The organism is Streptomyces sp. NPDC031479, from assembly GCF_055581065.1.
Window position 1 is genome coordinate 184,487 of sequence record NZ_JBVIKC010000010.1, and the last position, 15,004, is coordinate 199,490.

Annotated in this window: 12 protein-coding genes and 1 pseudogene; 7 read left to right on the plus strand and 6 right to left on the minus strand. The window is 74.3% G+C overall.

Annotation, left to right across the window (positions count from 1 at the left end; genetic code table 11):
- Positions 1-8: 8 nt before the first annotated feature.
- Positions 9-1,298: an SUKH-4 family immunity protein gene (locus ACZ5D2_RS14505; protein ID WP_371680085.1), complete on the minus strand. Its 1,290-nt coding sequence runs from the start codon at positions 1,296-1,298 to the stop codon at positions 9-11.
- 146 nt (positions 1,299-1,444) lie between these two features.
- Here ACZ5D2_RS14505 and ACZ5D2_RS14510 point away from each other — a divergent pair, with 146 nt between their 5' ends.
- Both ACZ5D2_RS14510 and ACZ5D2_RS14515 read left to right on the plus strand, forming a co-directional pair.
- Complete coding sequence (locus ACZ5D2_RS14510; protein WP_371680086.1) at positions 1,445-3,016, plus strand: molybdopterin-dependent oxidoreductase; 1,572 nt, start codon at positions 1,445-1,447, stop codon at positions 3,014-3,016.
- Between the two features lie 172 nt (positions 3,017-3,188).
- A complete protein-coding gene (locus tag ACZ5D2_RS14515) occupies positions 3,189-3,836 on the plus strand; it encodes a fasciclin domain-containing protein (RefSeq protein WP_371680087.1) in 648 nt (215 codons plus the stop codon).
- 120 nt (positions 3,837-3,956) lie between these two features.
- On the opposite strand, the gene ACZ5D2_RS14520 is transcribed toward ACZ5D2_RS14515, so the two are convergent.
- Both ACZ5D2_RS14520 and ACZ5D2_RS14525 read right to left on the minus strand, forming a co-directional pair.
- Positions 3,957-4,253 carry a YkvA family protein gene (locus ACZ5D2_RS14520; RefSeq protein WP_280915329.1) on the minus strand — a complete coding sequence of 99 codons (297 nt, stop codon included), beginning with the start codon at positions 4,251-4,253 and terminating at the stop codon, positions 3,957-3,959.
- Positions 4,254-4,269: 16 nt separating this feature from the next.
- The gene (locus tag ACZ5D2_RS14525; RefSeq protein ID WP_468929284.1) at positions 4,270-4,734 is read right to left on the minus strand and encodes a MarR family winged helix-turn-helix transcriptional regulator; all 465 of its coding nucleotides are present in this window, start codon (positions 4,732-4,734) and stop codon (positions 4,270-4,272) included.
- Positions 4,735-4,844: 110 nt separating this feature from the next.
- Here ACZ5D2_RS14525 and ACZ5D2_RS14530 point away from each other — a divergent pair, with 110 nt between their 5' ends.
- The gene (locus tag ACZ5D2_RS14530) at positions 4,845-5,420 is read left to right on the plus strand and encodes a DoxX family protein (RefSeq protein ID WP_468929287.1); all 576 of its coding nucleotides are present in this window, start codon (positions 4,845-4,847) and stop codon (positions 5,418-5,420) included.
- A gap of 92 nt (positions 5,421-5,512) precedes the next feature.
- The gene (locus ACZ5D2_RS14535) at positions 5,513-7,309 is read left to right on the plus strand and encodes a glycoside hydrolase family 15 protein (RefSeq protein ID WP_468929290.1); all 1,797 of its coding nucleotides are present in this window, start codon (positions 5,513-5,515) and stop codon (positions 7,307-7,309) included.
- A 91-nt stretch (positions 7,310-7,400) separates the two neighbouring features.
- Here ACZ5D2_RS14535 and ACZ5D2_RS14540 read toward each other — a convergent pair whose 3' ends face one another.
- The gene (locus tag ACZ5D2_RS14540; protein ID WP_371680091.1) at positions 7,401-8,807 is read right to left on the minus strand and encodes an APC family permease; all 1,407 of its coding nucleotides are present in this window, start codon (positions 8,805-8,807) and stop codon (positions 7,401-7,403) included.
- 384 nt (positions 8,808-9,191) lie between these two features.
- Here ACZ5D2_RS14540 and ACZ5D2_RS14545 point away from each other — a divergent pair.
- Positions 9,192-9,506: pseudogene (locus tag ACZ5D2_RS14545) on the plus strand (hypothetical protein); the annotation flags it as partial.
- Between the two features lie 149 nt (positions 9,507-9,655).
- Here the strand turns inward: ACZ5D2_RS14545 and ACZ5D2_RS14550 are convergent.
- On the minus strand, positions 9,656-11,818 hold the full coding sequence (locus ACZ5D2_RS14550; protein WP_468929294.1) for a SpoIIE family protein phosphatase: 2,163 nt from the start codon (positions 11,816-11,818) through the stop codon (positions 9,656-9,658).
- A 178-nt stretch (positions 11,819-11,996) separates the two neighbouring features.
- Here ACZ5D2_RS14550 and ACZ5D2_RS14555 point away from each other — a divergent pair, with 178 nt between their 5' ends.
- Complete coding sequence (locus ACZ5D2_RS14555; protein ID WP_468929297.1) at positions 11,997-12,716, plus strand: class I SAM-dependent methyltransferase; 720 nt, start codon at positions 11,997-11,999, stop codon at positions 12,714-12,716.
- Here the strand turns inward: ACZ5D2_RS14555 and ACZ5D2_RS14560 are convergent.
- A complete protein-coding gene (locus tag ACZ5D2_RS14560) occupies positions 12,713-13,627 on the minus strand; it encodes an alpha/beta hydrolase fold domain-containing protein (RefSeq protein WP_371680095.1) in 915 nt (304 codons plus the stop codon). The genes ACZ5D2_RS14555 and ACZ5D2_RS14560 overlap by 4 nt on opposite strands.
- Positions 13,628-13,857: 230 nt before the next feature.
- Between ACZ5D2_RS14560 and tdh the strand changes: the two genes are divergently transcribed.
- Positions 13,858-14,886: an L-threonine 3-dehydrogenase gene (gene tdh / locus ACZ5D2_RS14565; RefSeq protein WP_371680096.1), complete on the plus strand. Its 1,029-nt coding sequence runs from the start codon at positions 13,858-13,860 to the stop codon at positions 14,884-14,886.
- Positions 14,887-15,004: the final 118 nt, after the last annotated feature.

Sequence of the window (15,004 nt, forward strand, 5' to 3'; positions counted from 1 at the left end):
GCCGGCGCTCAGTAGCCGTACACGGTCAGCTCGGTGATCGACGCGAAGACGTGCTCCCACAGCTCCTGTGCGGGGCCCGGCTCCAGGGCGGCCGGCTCCAGGGCGGCGATCTCGTCGTTGAAGTCCCCGATGCCGTCCTCGCCCGGGTAGGGGTACCAGCAGGCCCCCATGTACCGGCGGACGGCCTCCAGCAGCCTGACGAAGGTCTCCGTGTCGCGGGCGAGGCCGAACGGTTCCTCCTCGTTGCGGGACACGAGGACCTCGCCCGTCCCCGCGTCGACCAGCACCCGGCCCTCGTCCCCGTAGCCCAGCCCGAAGGAGCCCAGACAGAGGAGGCCCTCCGGGTCCTCCGGGGCCCGTACGGGGCCCTCGTCCCCGAAGCCCAGCTCGAAGGAGGTCACCCCCGCGCCCCAGTGGCGGGGCATGCCGACACGGGTCAGCAGCTCCCGGGTCGGGGCGTGCGTCAGGGCGGCGGGCAGCGCGGACTCCGCCAGCCGTTGCACGTGCCCGGCGCCGAAGACCCCGTCCAGCCGGGCGGCGTCCAGCGGGGAGTCGGCCGGTGTCGGGTCCAGGAACCACGGCTCGCCGTCCCCCTCCTCCCAGGAAGCGGTGTCGGCTCCGCCGGTGGGCCAGTCGGTCACCGCCGGGTTGCGCTCGGCGACCAGCACCCCGCGCGCCTCGGCGAGCAGGAACCGGCCCCCGCCGAGGGCCAGGGGCTCCTCCCAGGTCCCGGGGCACCGGAGCGCCCAGGCCCCTTCCTCGCCGTCGAAGAGGAACGGTTCCGCCTCTTCGGCCTCCCCGGTCCGGGCCACGTACGTCCCGTCGGCCGGTGGCGGGCACGGCGTGCCGGTGGCCAGGTCGAACCAGCGGTCGGCGGTCCAGATCGCCCACACCTTGAGCAGCGGTCCGTCCCCGGTGCCCCGCGCGTCGTCGAAGACCTCGGCGCTCCGGTCCCCGCTGAGGTTCGGATCGGCCCGGTGGGCGCCGACCGGACGCCACCAGGCCCACACGGTCCGCCACGGCATCCCGGGCTCGGCGGCCGCGACCTCGTCGGCGTAGGCGTCCCGGCCCAGCACCTTCGCGGCGAAGTGCAGCCACGAGGCGAACTCGGCGCGTGAGACCTCCTCGCGCCCGAACACGGCCTCGGCCTGGGTGAACACCTCGCGCCCCACCCCGCCGGCCGATCCGGCGAGGGCGCGGGCGCGGTCGGGGCCGGCCTCCAGCAGGGCCGCGGGCGAGGCGAAGGGGGAGACGGCGGAACCGGGGGACACAACGGTGTCAAGATCGTCACGAAGCATGGGGGCCATGGTGCCACCGGCCACCGACACTGCTCCGCGGGGTGCCGCCCCGTCCCCGGCACTCCCGCCGACGTCAACCGGGAGCGTTCTTTCACTCGAACGGCGGATCGGCCAATCCGCCGGACCGGTGGCCCCGAAGACCCGTTGTGAGGATCAACCGCAGCACCTTCGCCCGCACCGCCCCGGCGGCGCTCGGCGGCCTGCTCTCCGGCTACGCGGCCCTGGCGGCCGCCGAGCTGGTCTCGGCCGCCGTACGCCCCGAGGCGGGGCCCGTCACGGCGGTGGGCGGGGCGGCCATCGACCGGACGCCGGCCGCCCTGAAGGACTGGGCGGTCCGTCACTTCGGCACCGACGACAAGCTCGTCCTCCAGCTGGGGATCCTGGCGGTCCTCGGCCTCCTCGCCGTCGCCCTCGGCCTCCTCGCCCTCCGCCACCGGCGCACCGGCGCGGCCGGGGTGCTGCTCTTCGGAGCGGTCGGCGGCGCGGCCGCCCTGACCCGGCCCGACTCCACCGGCCCGGCCGACGTCCTGCCCTCACTGGCGGGGGCGCTGGCCGGGGCGGGACTGCTGTACCTCCTGACCGGCCTGCTGACCGCCCCGCGGCCGGAGCCCGCCCCGGGCGGCGCCGACCGGAGCCGCCGGGTCTTCCTGTACGCCGCCGGGGCCACGGCGCTGACCGCCACGGCGGCCGGAGCCCTCGGGCGCCGCCTCGGAGCCTCGCGGGGCCGGGACGCGGCCGCCACCCGGGACGCCGTCCGGCTGCCCGCACCCGCCTCACCCGCCGCGGCGCTGCCCCGGGGAGCCTCCCTCCGCGTTCCCGGGATCAGCCCCTTCACCACCCCGAACGCCGACTTCTACCGGGTCGACACCGCCCTGGTGGTCCCCAGACTGTCCGCCGACACCTGGCGGCTGCGCATCCACGGCCGGGGCGTGGCCCGGCCCCGCACCTACACCTACGCCGACCTGCTGGGCCGGGACCTGATCGAACGCGACATCACCCTGACCTGCGTCTCCAACGAGGTCGGCGGACCCTACGCCGGCACCGCCCGCTGGCTCGGCGTCCCCCTCGCCGGCCTGCTGCGCGAGGCCGGCGTACGCCCCCCGTCCCGGGGCGGCCCGGCCGACCAGCTGGTGGCCCGGTCCACGGACGGCATGACCCTGGGCAGCCCCGTCGAGGAGGTCATGGACGGCCGGGACGCACTGCTCGCCGTGGGCATGAACGGCGAGCCCCTGCCCTTCGAGCACGGCTTCCCCGTACGGATGCTCGTACCGGGCCTCTACGGATACGTGTCCGCCTGCAAGTGGATCCAGGACATCGAGCTGACCACCTTCGACGCCTACGACCCGTACTGGGTCAAGCGGAAGTGGGCGCGCAGGGCCCCCGTCAAGACGCAGGCGCGCATCGACACGCCCAAGCCCTTCGCACGGCTGCGCACCGGCCCGGTCACCGTCGCCGGGGTGGCCTGGGCCCAGCACCGCGGCATCGACCGGGTCGAGGTGCGCGTCGACGAAGGGCCCTGGGAGCAGGCCGACCTGGCGGCCGAGGACACCGCCGACACCTGGCGGCAGTGGTCCTACCCCTGGCGCGCCGCCACCGGCGGCCACACCCTCACCGTCCGCGCCACCGACCGGACGGGAACCGTCCAGACCGAGGAGCGCACGCGGACCGTCCCGGACGGCGCGAGCGGCCGGCACTCGGTCGTGGTCAGCGTCGACTGAGCCCCCGTCCACCGCCCCCGGGCGGTCCGAGGCCGCCCGAGGCCGTCCGAAGACCCTTCCGACCCTTCCGACCTTCCGACCTTCCGACCCCCTCCGTCCTCCCCATCCACTCCTCCCCAGCCCCTTCCGAACCTCCGCTCCGGCGGCAGACATCCCAAGGAGAACCCCCGTCATGAACACCCCTCGTTTCCGTCGTACCGCCGTTGCCGTCGCCGCCGCAGCGGTCCTGCCCTTCGCCCTCGCCGCCTGCTCCTCCGACTCCGGCGCGGACACCGGCTACGGCAGCCAGGCGGCGGCCGCCGGGACCGCCCCGAGCAGCGCGGGTTCGATGCCCGCGGCCGCGATGGACCAGCCGTTCGGCCCGGCCTGCGCCGGTGTGCCCAAGGAGGGCGCGGGCAGCTTCGACGGCATGGCCAAGGACCCCGTGGCCACCGCGGCGTCCAACAACCCGGCGCTGTCCACGCTGGTCGCGGCCGTCAAGAAGGCGGGGCTGGTGGACACCCTGAACAACGCCAAGGGCATCACGGTGTTCGCCCCGACCAACGACGCCTTCGCGAAGATCCCGAAGGCCGACCTGGACAAGGTGCTGGCCGACAAGGCCACGCTGACCAAGATCCTCACGTACCACGTGGTCGGCCAGTCGGTCACCCCGAAGCAGCTGGAGAACGGCTCCTTCGACACGCTGGAGAAGGGCCGGATCACGACCGCCGGCTCGGACGGGTCCTACAAGGTCAACGACACCTCGAACGTGGTCTGCGGCAACGTCCCCACCGCGAACGCCACGGTCTACATCGTCGACACCGTCCTGATGCCGAAGTAGCGCCCCGGAGCGGCGCCGCGCGCGCCATGCGCGCCGCGTCCCGTGGACGGACGCCGTGTGGTCCCGGGGAATGGGCCGCGCGGCGTCCTCGGTGCCCGCGACGGCGGGCGCCCCGCGCCGTCAGGCGGCCCGGTCGGAGGGCCTCCTGGCGGCGGCGGCCGAGGCGGCCGCCTGCAGGGAGCGCAGCGCCAGCAGCAGGACGCCGATGTCGTCGAGGTACACCGGGTCCGGAACCAGGTCCACGGGCGAGAGGGTGTAGGCGACGGCCACCCAGAACAGCGCCTTGTCGCGCAGCGGGATCCCCGCGTCCAGCAGCAGTCGGCGCGCCGCGAACACCCGGACCAGCAGTACGCCCGCCGCGACCGCCAGCCCGAGGGCGAGGACCGCGGCGAGGATCAGCCAGGCATTTCCGTCCATGGGGGACTCTTACCCGTCAGGCGCCCTGTTCGCGCAGCCGGCGGCTGACCTCGCCGAGGCCGGCGGCCAGCGCGTCGAGCTGCTCGGGGGTCAGGACGTCGACGAGGATCTCCCGGACGGTGGTCACGTGTCCGGGTGCGGCCGCCTCCAGCCGGGCCAGGCCCGCCTCGGTGAGGACCGCGAAGACCCCGCGGACGTCGGAGGGGCAGCTGCGGCGGCGGACCAGTCCGGCCTTCTCCATCTGGGTGACCTGGTAGGTCAGACCGCTCTTGGAGTTGATCAGGCCGTTGGCCAGTTCGGTCATGCGCAGTTCGCGGTCGGGCGCCGCGGCGAGCCGCACGAGGATCTCGTACTGCGGATGGGAGAGGCCGGAGTCGTCCTTGAGCTGCTGGTCGAGGTGCCGGTTCACCAGGGCGGAAGCGGCCAGGAAGCCGTTCCAGGCCCGCATCTCGCGGTCGTCCAGCCATCTCGTCTCAGCCATGGGGCCAGCCTACACGGGTTGTTCCAATTTGAATCAGTGGTTAGGGTCGGGGTGTCGGTTCGAATTTGAACAACTCCCCCCGGACCGTACCGACCGGAAGGAACCTCCCCATGACCAGCGCCTCCGCCACCGCGACGAAGGCCCGGGCCACGGCACCGGCCGTGCAGGACGCCCCCACCGCCCCCACCGCCTCCACCGCTCCCCACGACGCCGGACTGCTGCTCCTGCGCGTGGTCCTCGGCCTGACCGTGGCCGCCCACGGCGTGCAGAAGCTCTTCGGCTGGTTCGACGGGGGCGGCATCACCGGCACCGGCCAGTTCTTCACCGCCAGCGGCTACCCGGCCGGGGAGACCATGGCCGCCGTCGCCGGTTTGACCGAGACCCTGGGCGGTCTCGCCCTCGCCGTCGGCCTGCTCACCCCGCTCGCCGGTGCCGCGGTCCTCGGCACGATGATCAACGCTGCCGCCGTCCACGGCACCGGAGCCTTCTTCGCCCCCAAGGGCATGGAGTACGAGCTCCTCCTCGCCGTGGCCGCCGCGGCCCTCACCCTCACCGGCCCCGGCCGCTTCGCCGTCGACCGGCTGCTGCCCGTCCCCGCGCTGCGCACCCACCGGCTCGCCCTCGGCGCCCAGGCGCTGGCCCTCGGAGTGGTCCTCGCGGCCGTGACGCTCCTCGTGCGGAACTAGGCCGTCCCCTCCGCGGCGGACGGGTCCCTCCCTCGGAGGGATCCGTCCCGACACCCTGATTGGCTCCGGGTGATCGGGGGAACAGCGGAGAAATGACACAACCCATCGAAGACTACGCACTCATCGGCGACCTCATGACCAGCGGTCTGGTCGGCCGCGACGGGTCCATCGACTGGCTGTGCCTGCCCCGCTTCGACTCCGCCGCCTGCTTCGCCGCCCTCCTCGGCGCAGTGGACAACGGCCACTGGCTCATCGCCCCGAAGAGCGCCGCCGACGGCGAGCGCTGCACCCGCCGGGCGTACGTGGACGGCTCGCTGGTCCTGGAATCCCACTGGGAGACCGAGGACGGCACCGTCAAGGTCACCGACTTCATGCCGCAACGGGACACCGCGCCCGAGGTGATGCGCATCGTGGAGGGGATCACCGGCCAGGTCACCGTCCGCAGCACCCTGCGGCTGCGCTTCGACTACGGCCACGTGGTCCCCTGGGTCCGGCGCAGCGAGGGCGACCGGGTCGCCGTGGCCGGACCCGACTCGGTGTGGTTCCGCAGCGACCCGCCGGTCCACACCTGGGGCGAGGACAAGAGCACCCGCTCGGAGTTCACCGTCGGCCCCGGCGACCGGGTCGCCTTCGTGCTCACCTGGCACGCCTCGCACGAACCGCGCCCCGAGCAGGTCGACCCGTACCAGGCGCTCCAGCAGAGCCTCGCCGACTGGCAGGAGTGGTCCGGGCGCTGCCGCTACCGGGGTCCCTACCGGGAGGCGGTCGTCCGCTCCCTGATCACCCTCAAGGGCCTCACCTACGCCCCCACCGGGGGGATCGTCGCGGCGGCCACCACCTCGTTGCCCGAGGAACTCGGCGGCGTCCGCAACTGGGACTACCGCTACTGCTGGCTGCGCGACTCCACCCTCACCCTCGGCACCCTCCTGTCCACCGGCTACCTCGACGAGGCCGGCGCCTGGCGCCGCTGGCTGCTGCGGGCCGTCGCGGGCGACCCGGCCGACCTCCAGATCATGTACGGCCTCGGAGGCGAGCGCCGGATCCCCGAGAGCGACCTGGCCTGGCTGGGCGGATACGGCGGCTCCGCGCCCGTCCGCGTCGGGAACGCCGCCGTGGACCAGCTCCAGCTCGACGTGTACGGAGAGGTCCTGGACTCCCTGCACCTCGCGCGGACCACCGGTCTCGCCAAGGAACGGCACGCCTGGAAGATCCAGCTCGCCCTCCTCGACTTCCTGGAGCGCAACTGGCACCGCCCCGACGAGGGGCTGTGGGAGGTGCGCGGCCCCCGCCGCCACTTCGTGCACTCCAAGGTGATGGCCTGGGTCGCCGCCGACCGGGCCGTGCGGGCCCTGGAGGGAGACCCGTCCATGCCCGGGGACGTGGAGCGCTGGCGGACCATGCGCGACGAGGTCCACCGCGACGTCTGCGAGCACGGCTTCGACCCCGAGCGCGGCACCTTCACCCAGTACTACGGCTCGCGCGAGCTGGACGCGGCCACCCTGCTCATCCCCCGGGTCGGCTTCCTGCCGCCCGACGACCCCCGCGTCATCGGCACCGTCGACGCGGTCCGGGCGGAACTGGGCCGCAGCGGTCTGGTCCGCCGCTACAGCACCGAAGGCCCCTCCGTGGACGGGCTGCCCGGGGACGAGGGAGCCTTCCTGGCCTGCTCCTTCTGGCTGGCGGACGCGCTGTACCTGACCGGCCGGGAGAAGGAGGCGCGCACCCTCTTCGAACGGTTGCTCGATGTGCGCAACGACGTGGGACTGCTGGCCGAGGAGTACGACCCGATCGCCGGACGCCAGCTCGGCAACTTCCCGCAGGCCTTCAGCCACGTGGGCCTGGTGAACACCGCCCTCACTCTGTCCGGAGGGGGTACCGCGACGGGCTGACCCGCTCCGGGACCCGGCGCCCGCAGAACGCCCCCGGGGCCGTCGCGCGTCGCGACGGCCCCGGGGGCGGGACGGGGAGGGGGACCGGGGATCAGTCCTCCAGGCCCTCCTCGGTGTCCGGAATGCTGACCAGCCAGCGCGAGTCCTTGCGCGGCCGCAGGTACAGCGCCCAGTACAGGGTGGCCACCGCGGTGATGCCACCGGTCCACAGCAGGTACTGGGTCTCCTGCTGGGTCAGGATGTACGCGAGGACGAGGATCAGCCCGATCGGCACCGCCGGCCACAGCGGCATCCGCCAGGCGGAGGCCTGCCCGTGCGCCCCGCGCCGGCTGAACAGCGCGGCCACCGCGACCAGCAGGTACATGCCGGTCACCGAGACGCCGGTCACCCCGTAGAGGGTGTCGAGGTTCACGAAGCACATCGCGGCGCCCGGGAGGCCGACCAGCAGGGTGGCCACCCACGGGGAGCCGAAGCGGCCCAGGCGGGACAGGCCGCGGTTGACCGGCTCGGGCCAGGCCTTGTCACGGGCGGAGGCGAACAGCACCCGGGAGTTCTGGATGACCATGACGATGCCCGCGTTGATGATGGCCAGGGCCACGCAGAGGCTGACGAAGGTGCCGACCGCCGAGTTCGACCAGGCCGTCACCATCGCGCCGAGGTCGCCGGAGGCGAGGGCGTCCAGGTCCGGGGCTCCCAGGGTGATCGCGATGACCGGCACGAGGATGACCGCGGTGGAGATGGCGAGGGTGGCCAGGACCGTGCGCGGCACGTTGCGGCGCGGCTTCTCCAGCTCCTCCGACAGGTACACGGCGGTGGAGAAGCCCTGGGTGATGAAGAGCGCGATGGCCAGCCCCGAGACCACCATCATCGCGGTCACGGTGGAGGTGCCGCCGCCCTCGACGGCGACCGAACCGTGCACCAGGGCGTCCGCGCCCCGCTCGCCGTGGGCGAAGCCGAGTACGGCGACCAGCGCGGCGGCCACCACTTCGAGGACGAGGAAGATGCCGGTGATCCAGGCGTTGGCCCGCAGGTCGAGCAGACCGGCGAGGGTGGCGAGCAGCATCACGGCGCCGCCGGCGACCGGGGCCGGTATGTCGATCACGGGGGAGAGGTAGTCGGCCGTACCCATGGCGATCACGGGTGGCACGATCATCACCACCAGCAGCGACAGCACGAACACGAGCCAGCCGGCGAGCCGGCCCGCCAGGGTGGACACCATGGCGTACTCGCCGCCCGCGCTGGGGATCAGGGTGCCCAGCTCCGAGTAGCAGAACGCCACGCCGACGCAGAGCAGCGACCCGATGGCGATCGTGAGGGCGGTCCAGGTGCCGAGGCTGGAGAAGAGGTCGGGCACGACGACGAAGAGGGTCGAGGCGGGCGTCACGCACGACAGCGTGAGCAGTGTCCCGCCGACGACGCCGATGGAACGCTTGAGCTTCTGCGGGGTCGGCCCGGTCGCCGGGGCGAGGGCCTGGGGGGCGCTGATCGTGTCAGTCATCGTGCGGGATTTCCGATCGCCATGTGCGGTGAATGAGCGCGGGAGCGGTATCGCCTCCGGGGCGGTGGTGGGCAAGTCGCTGCGTGACTCCCGTGGCCGATATGGAAACTCCACGAGATCCGCAGGTCAAGAGCTGTTCACCTGCGGATTCCATCGTGCGGGTCGGCTGCCCGGTCTCGATCCGAGCGTTAAGACCGCGTAAACATTGACCCGTGACGGGGTGCGGGAACCGCAGCGTGATCGCGCGAATTTCCTTCCGCTTTGCCCGCCGCGGGCGGGATCCGGGCCGCGTCGAGAGGACCCGGGGAGTGAGGGGCCTCTGCTCCTGACGGCCGACGCCGCGCGCGCCGGGATCGTCCTCGCGGCCGATGGGCCCGGACGCGGGTGTCGGAAGAACCGGAGGACCCAAGATCCACCGATGCCCCTCGGGGGCCGGACCGCTCGGGGAGACCCACGTGGAGCAGCACGCGCAGCACGGCCGACGGAACCGGTTACGGGCGGACGCGGCCGGGGCCGCCGTCGTCCTGGCACTCCTGGCCGGGACGGCCCCGGCGCAGGCCGCCCCCGAAGCCGGCCGGGCGCCCGCCGCCGACGCGGGCCGGGCTTCCGCTTCCGGTCCGGCTTCGCGAATCCTTCACCGCCGTCGCCGTCCTGCGGCAGAGCGCCGACGGACGGATCCGCCTGGACCGGCCGGTCGGCGACTACCTGCCCGGCCTCGTCCCGGGGGAGCGCGGCCGCAAGATCACCGTACGGATGCTGCAGGACCGGGCGCTGTGCCCCGCCCCGCCGGACGCGGCCCGCTCCGCCGGGCCCGCACCGGTGCGGGAGCCGCTGGACGCCCGCCCGGCCTACGGATCCCCGCCCGTACGGGAGGCCAGCAGCAGGGCGATGTCGTCGGGGCGGTCGGCGGTGCTCCCGGCCTCGGCGACCAGCCGGTCCGCCGTCTCCGTCAGCGGCGACGGCCGGGCCCCGGCCAGCGCGGCCCGCAGCCGTTCCACCCCCTCGTCGATGTCCGTGCCCGGCATCTCCACCAACCCGTCGGTGTACAGGGCGAGCACCGCGCCCGGCTCCAGCCGCAGCTCCGTCACCGGGTAGTCGCCGCCCGCGTCGATGCCCAGCACGACCCCGCCGGGCAGGTCCAGCACCTCGGTGCGGCCGTCGGGGTGGCGCAGCAGCGGCTGGGGGTGACCGGCGCGGGCGGCGAGGGCCCGGCCGGAACCCGGGTCGAGCAGGACGTAGCAGCAGCTCGCGAACTGGCCCGGGTCCAGGTCGATCAGCAGCTGGTTCGTCCCCCGCACCACCTCGTCGGGGGCGTTGCCGCTCAGCGCGAAGGCCCGTACGGCGCTGCGCAGTTGACCCATCGTCGCGGCGGCCGCCACCCCGTGCCCCTGGACGTCCCCGATGACGAGCGCCAGCAGCCCCGCAGTCGTCTCGATCACGTCGTACCAGTCGCCGCCGACGTCCATGCCGACCGTGCCCGGAAGGTACCGGCCCACCGTGTCCACGTGCTTGAGGACCGGGAGCCGGCGCGGCAGCAGGGCCGACTGCAGGCCCCGGGCCAGCGCCGCCTCGCTGTCGTAGCGCCGCGCCCGCGCCAGGGCCTGCGCGATCAGTCCGGCCAGCGCGGTGAGCACCGTACGCTCCTCCGGGCTGAAGCCGCGCGGGGCGTCGAAACCGAGGATGCAGGAACCCACCGGCCGGCCGGAGGCGATCAGCGGCAGGAACGCGCGGGCGCCGACGTCCGCGTCCATCGGGATGCCCGGATAGGCCGCGGCGAGGTGCTCCATCGACTCGAAGAAGAGCGGCCGGCCCGTGGTCAGGGTCTCCACGCCGGGGAGCCGGGCGTCGAGCGAGACCCCGTCGAAGCGGTCGAGGAATCCCTGCGGGAAGCCGGTCTCCCAGGCCAGGTAGAGGTGCCGCTCGTTCAGCAGGTAGATCGCCAGCTGCCGGCCGCCGAAGGCCGGCAGCAGTTCCTCGGTGACCACCGCCGACACCTGGCGGGCGGTGACCGCCTCCGTCAGGGCGATGGCCAGGGCCACCGGCCGGTACAGGGCCGCCGCCCGGTCGGCGGGCGTGTCGGTCCGGGCCGCCGCATCGGGCGCGGGGGCCGGCTCCTCGCCGGGTTCGAGGGTCACCGTCACCCCGTCCGGCCCGGGGTAGAGCCCCACCGTCGTCCAGTCGCGGTCCGGGTCCGGGCCGCTGCGGGCCGCGAAGTGCACCGGCACGGGGGACAGGAACACCCCCCGGAAGTGGTCCTCGTAGGCGGGATGCCCCAGCCACGGCACGGCCTCCCACAGGAAGCGGCCGAGCAGCCGCGGGGCGTCGCGACCGAGGAGCTCATCGGCGGCGGAGTTGGTGAAGCCGATCCTGCCCTCCCGGTCCACCGACAGCAGGGGCTGCGCGAGGCGGTCCACGGCCTCCTGGGCGCCTCCGGCCGGGGTCGCGGGCGGGATCTGGACCGGGTCGCCGGTCCACACCACCGGGTCCCCCTCCGCCGCCAGCGCGGCCAGCTCCGCCGCCAGGGTCTCGGCGGCGGAGCGCAACCGCTCACGGTCGGCCTCCCCGACGGCCCGCCCCGGGGTCGCCGGACGCAGCACGAACAGCACGCCGAAGCGCTCCGGCCCGCCCGTGACGGGCTCGTACAGCGAGGAGAAGGGCACCGGCAGCCCGGCCATCAGCTGGGGGAAGCGCCGCATGGACGCCTCCTCGTCCGCGAGGTGTACGGACTGACCGGAGCGGTAGGCCTCGGCGACCGGGTACGGGCGGTTCACCTGCACCCGCCACCAGGGGCCGAACAACGGACCCGGCAGGCCGGTGAACACCGCCAACCGCAGCAGCTCCGGGGACTCGGAGCGCAGGTACACCCCGCCCGCGTACCCGCCGAGGGCCTCCACGGCGCTCACGGCCGCACGCGCGAGCACCCGGTCCCGGGCGTCGTCGGGGCAGGAGCCACCGCTGTCCGGTCTCGCCGTCACACAGCAAGGATGCGCCCCCGGCGGCGGGCGGTGCATCCCGGCTCCGCGCCCGGCCGCCGGGGGAGGCCGCGGGGAGCACGGGCCCGGCCGCGGGGCCGCCGCCGGGCCCGGGGCGACCGGACGCCGTAACCACTGACCCGAACGCCTCCCCCGTCCGGGGGACGGACCGGCGCGCGGGCCGTTGCCCGCGCCCGTACCGGGGAGGCATGCCGGCATGCACCAGCCCTACGACACGTCCACGCACCCGGCGCCCCGGGCCGCCTTCACCGCGGCCGACGCCTACACGCTCCGCACCGCGCTGGACGCCCTGGGCGGGGTCCGCGACCTCGACGCCCTCGACGTGGCCTGCGGTCACGGCGGCACCGTCACCCTGCTCGCCGACGGGGGAGCCCGGCGCACCGTGGGGGTCGACAGCTGCCCCGACCGCCTGCGCCGCGCCCGGGCGGCGGCCTCCGGCGCGGCGGCGGTGGAGTACGTCCTCGCCGACGCCGCCGCCATGCCCCAGCTCGGTCCCTTCGACCTGGCCACCGCCGTCTACCTGTTCAGCCACGCACCCGACCGCGAGGCCCTGCACGCCATGTTCCGCGGGATCCGCGCCAACCTGCGGCCCGGCGGCCGGCTGCTGTCGCTGGTGCGCAACCCGGGCGCCTTCCCGAGCGTGGACTGGTCGCCGTACGGCGTGCGCATCCTCGACCGCGTGCCGGAGGGCGACGCACCGCTGCTGAAGGCCCAGTTCCTGACCGAGCCGCCGCAGCACTTCGAGTACCGCGAATGGGCGCACGCCGACTTCGCCGAAGCCGCCGTCGACGCCGGCTTCACCACCGTCGGCTGGCAGCCCAGCCGGACCCCGCCCGCCGACCCGGCGCGCGACGAGGCCTACTGGAGCGCGTACCGGGCCTGGCCCGTCAGCTCGCTCATGACCTGCACCGCCTAGAGCGGATCGGCCGCTGCCGCCGTGACGAGCTCGACGATGCGCTCCCGGGCCGCGCGCCCCTCCGGAACCGGGAGCAACGGGTACCCGTGCGGCAGGCCCGGTTCCTCGTGCCACTCCACCTCGACCCCGGCGGCCCGCGCCCGGCGCAGCAGCTCGCGGCTGTCGGTGCTCAGCACGTCCCGGGTGCCGGTGAACACCGTCAACGGCGCCAGCCCCTCGAAGGAGCCGTGCAGCGGGCTCACCCGGGGGTCGTCGAAGGGGAGGGTGCCCGCGTACAGACGGCCCGCCTCGGCCAGGCCCGCGCGGGTCAGCACCGGGTCGGCGGGCTCGATGGCCGCCTGGCCCGGGTGGCTCATGCTGACGTCCAGCCAAGGGGAGATCAGCACGATCCGGGACGGCTGCGCCCCGGTGCGCTCGCGCAGCCGCTGCGCGGCCGCCAGCGCCAGCCCGGCCCCGGCCGAGTCGCCCACCAGGACGGTGCCGCCCGCGCCGCCGCTCTCGATCAGACCGCTCAGCAGATCGGCGGCGACCGGAACGGTCCGGTCGGCGGTCCCGCGCGGCGCCAGTACGTACGCCGGTACGACGACCCGCGCGCCCGCCCGGGTCACCAGGGTCCGGATCAGCGACCAGTGCGGCCGGACCAGCTCGTCGACGAAGGTGCCGCCGTGCACGTACAGCACCCGCGCCACCGGCTCGGCCCCGCGCGGCGACGCGTCGTACACGGGCCAGGCCCCGACGAAGGTCCGCGACACCTCGGCCACCCGGCCCAGCGAGCGCGGCGGCAGGTGCGAAGCGGGCCGGCGGGCCGACCGCGCCACCTTCGCCCGGACCGCTTCCGCCGTCGCCGACCGTCTTCGCCGCCCCGTCGCGACCAGTGCGGCCGAAAGCGCCCTGCTGCGCAGACTCGGCACGCCCCTCACCTCCCCTTTTCCCCGGACCGGGACCGTCCACCGGATCATGCTCCGGCCCCCGTCCCCCATCACCTGAGGAGCATAGGCGTGAAGCTGCGCTGTCGACCCGCTTAAGAAAGTCTCGATGGACTGATCACTACGCCGATCGGCACATTGGTGCCAGTCACCCGCGCCACCCGCGCACCAGCGCACCCGGCGACCCCTTCCGCAATGCCCCTGGAGCCACCGCCATGAAGGCACTCGTCAAGCACAAGGCCGAGCCCGGGCTGTGGCTCATGGACGTCCCCGAGCCGGAGTACGGCCCCGGAGACGTGCTGATCAAGGTGCTGCGCACCGGCATCTGCGGGACCGACCTGCACATCCGTGCCTGGGACGGCTGGGCGCAGGGAGCCGTCAAGACCCCGCTGGTCCTCGGCCACGAGTTCGTCGGCGAGGTCGCGGCGCTCGGCGCGGACGTCCGCGACATCGAGATCGGCGCCCTGGTCAGCGGCGAGGGCCACCTGGTCTGCGGCAGGTGCCGCAACTGCCTGGCCGGCCGCCGCCACCTGTGCCGCAGCACCATCGGGCTGGGCGTCGGACGCGACGGAGCCTTCGCCGAGTACGTGGTGCTGCCCGCGCAGAACGTGTGGGTGCACCGCACCTCCGTGAACCTGGACGTGGCGGCCATCTTCGACCCCTTCGGCAACGCCGTGCACACCGCGCTGTCCTTCCCGCTCGTCGGCGAGGACGTCCTGATCACCGGCGCCGGCCCGATCGGGATCATGGCGGCGGCCGTGGCGAAGCACGCCGGCGCGCGCAACGTGGTGATCACCGACGTCAGCCCCGAACGGCTGGAGATCGCCCGCAAGGCCGGCGCCACCCTCGCGGTGAACGTCGCCGAGACCTCCATCGCCGACGCACAGGCGCGGCTGGGCCTGCGCGAGGGCTTCGACGTCGGCCTGGAGATGTCCGGCCGCGCCGAGGCCATGCGCGACATGATCGACAACATGACGCACGGCGGCCGGATCGCCATGCTCGGCCTGCCGGCCCAGGAGTTCCCGGTGGACTGGGCGAAGGTCGTCACCTCGATGATCACCATCAAGGGGATCTACGGCCGCGAGATGTTCGAGACCTGGTACGCGATGACCGTGCTGCTGGAGGGCGGGCTCGACCTGTCCCCGGTCATCACCGGCCGCTACTCGCACCGCGACTTCGAGGCTGCCTTCGACGAGGCGTCGACCGCGCGGAGCGGGAAGATCATCCTGGACTGGACGGCCTGATCCCGCGCCGGCCCGGCGGGAGGGGCGGCCGCGTCCCGGCCGGTCCGGGCCACCACAAGACCATCTCCCTCCGCCGGGCCCCGCACACCCTCCCCCCTCCGCGGGGCCCGGCCCCCTT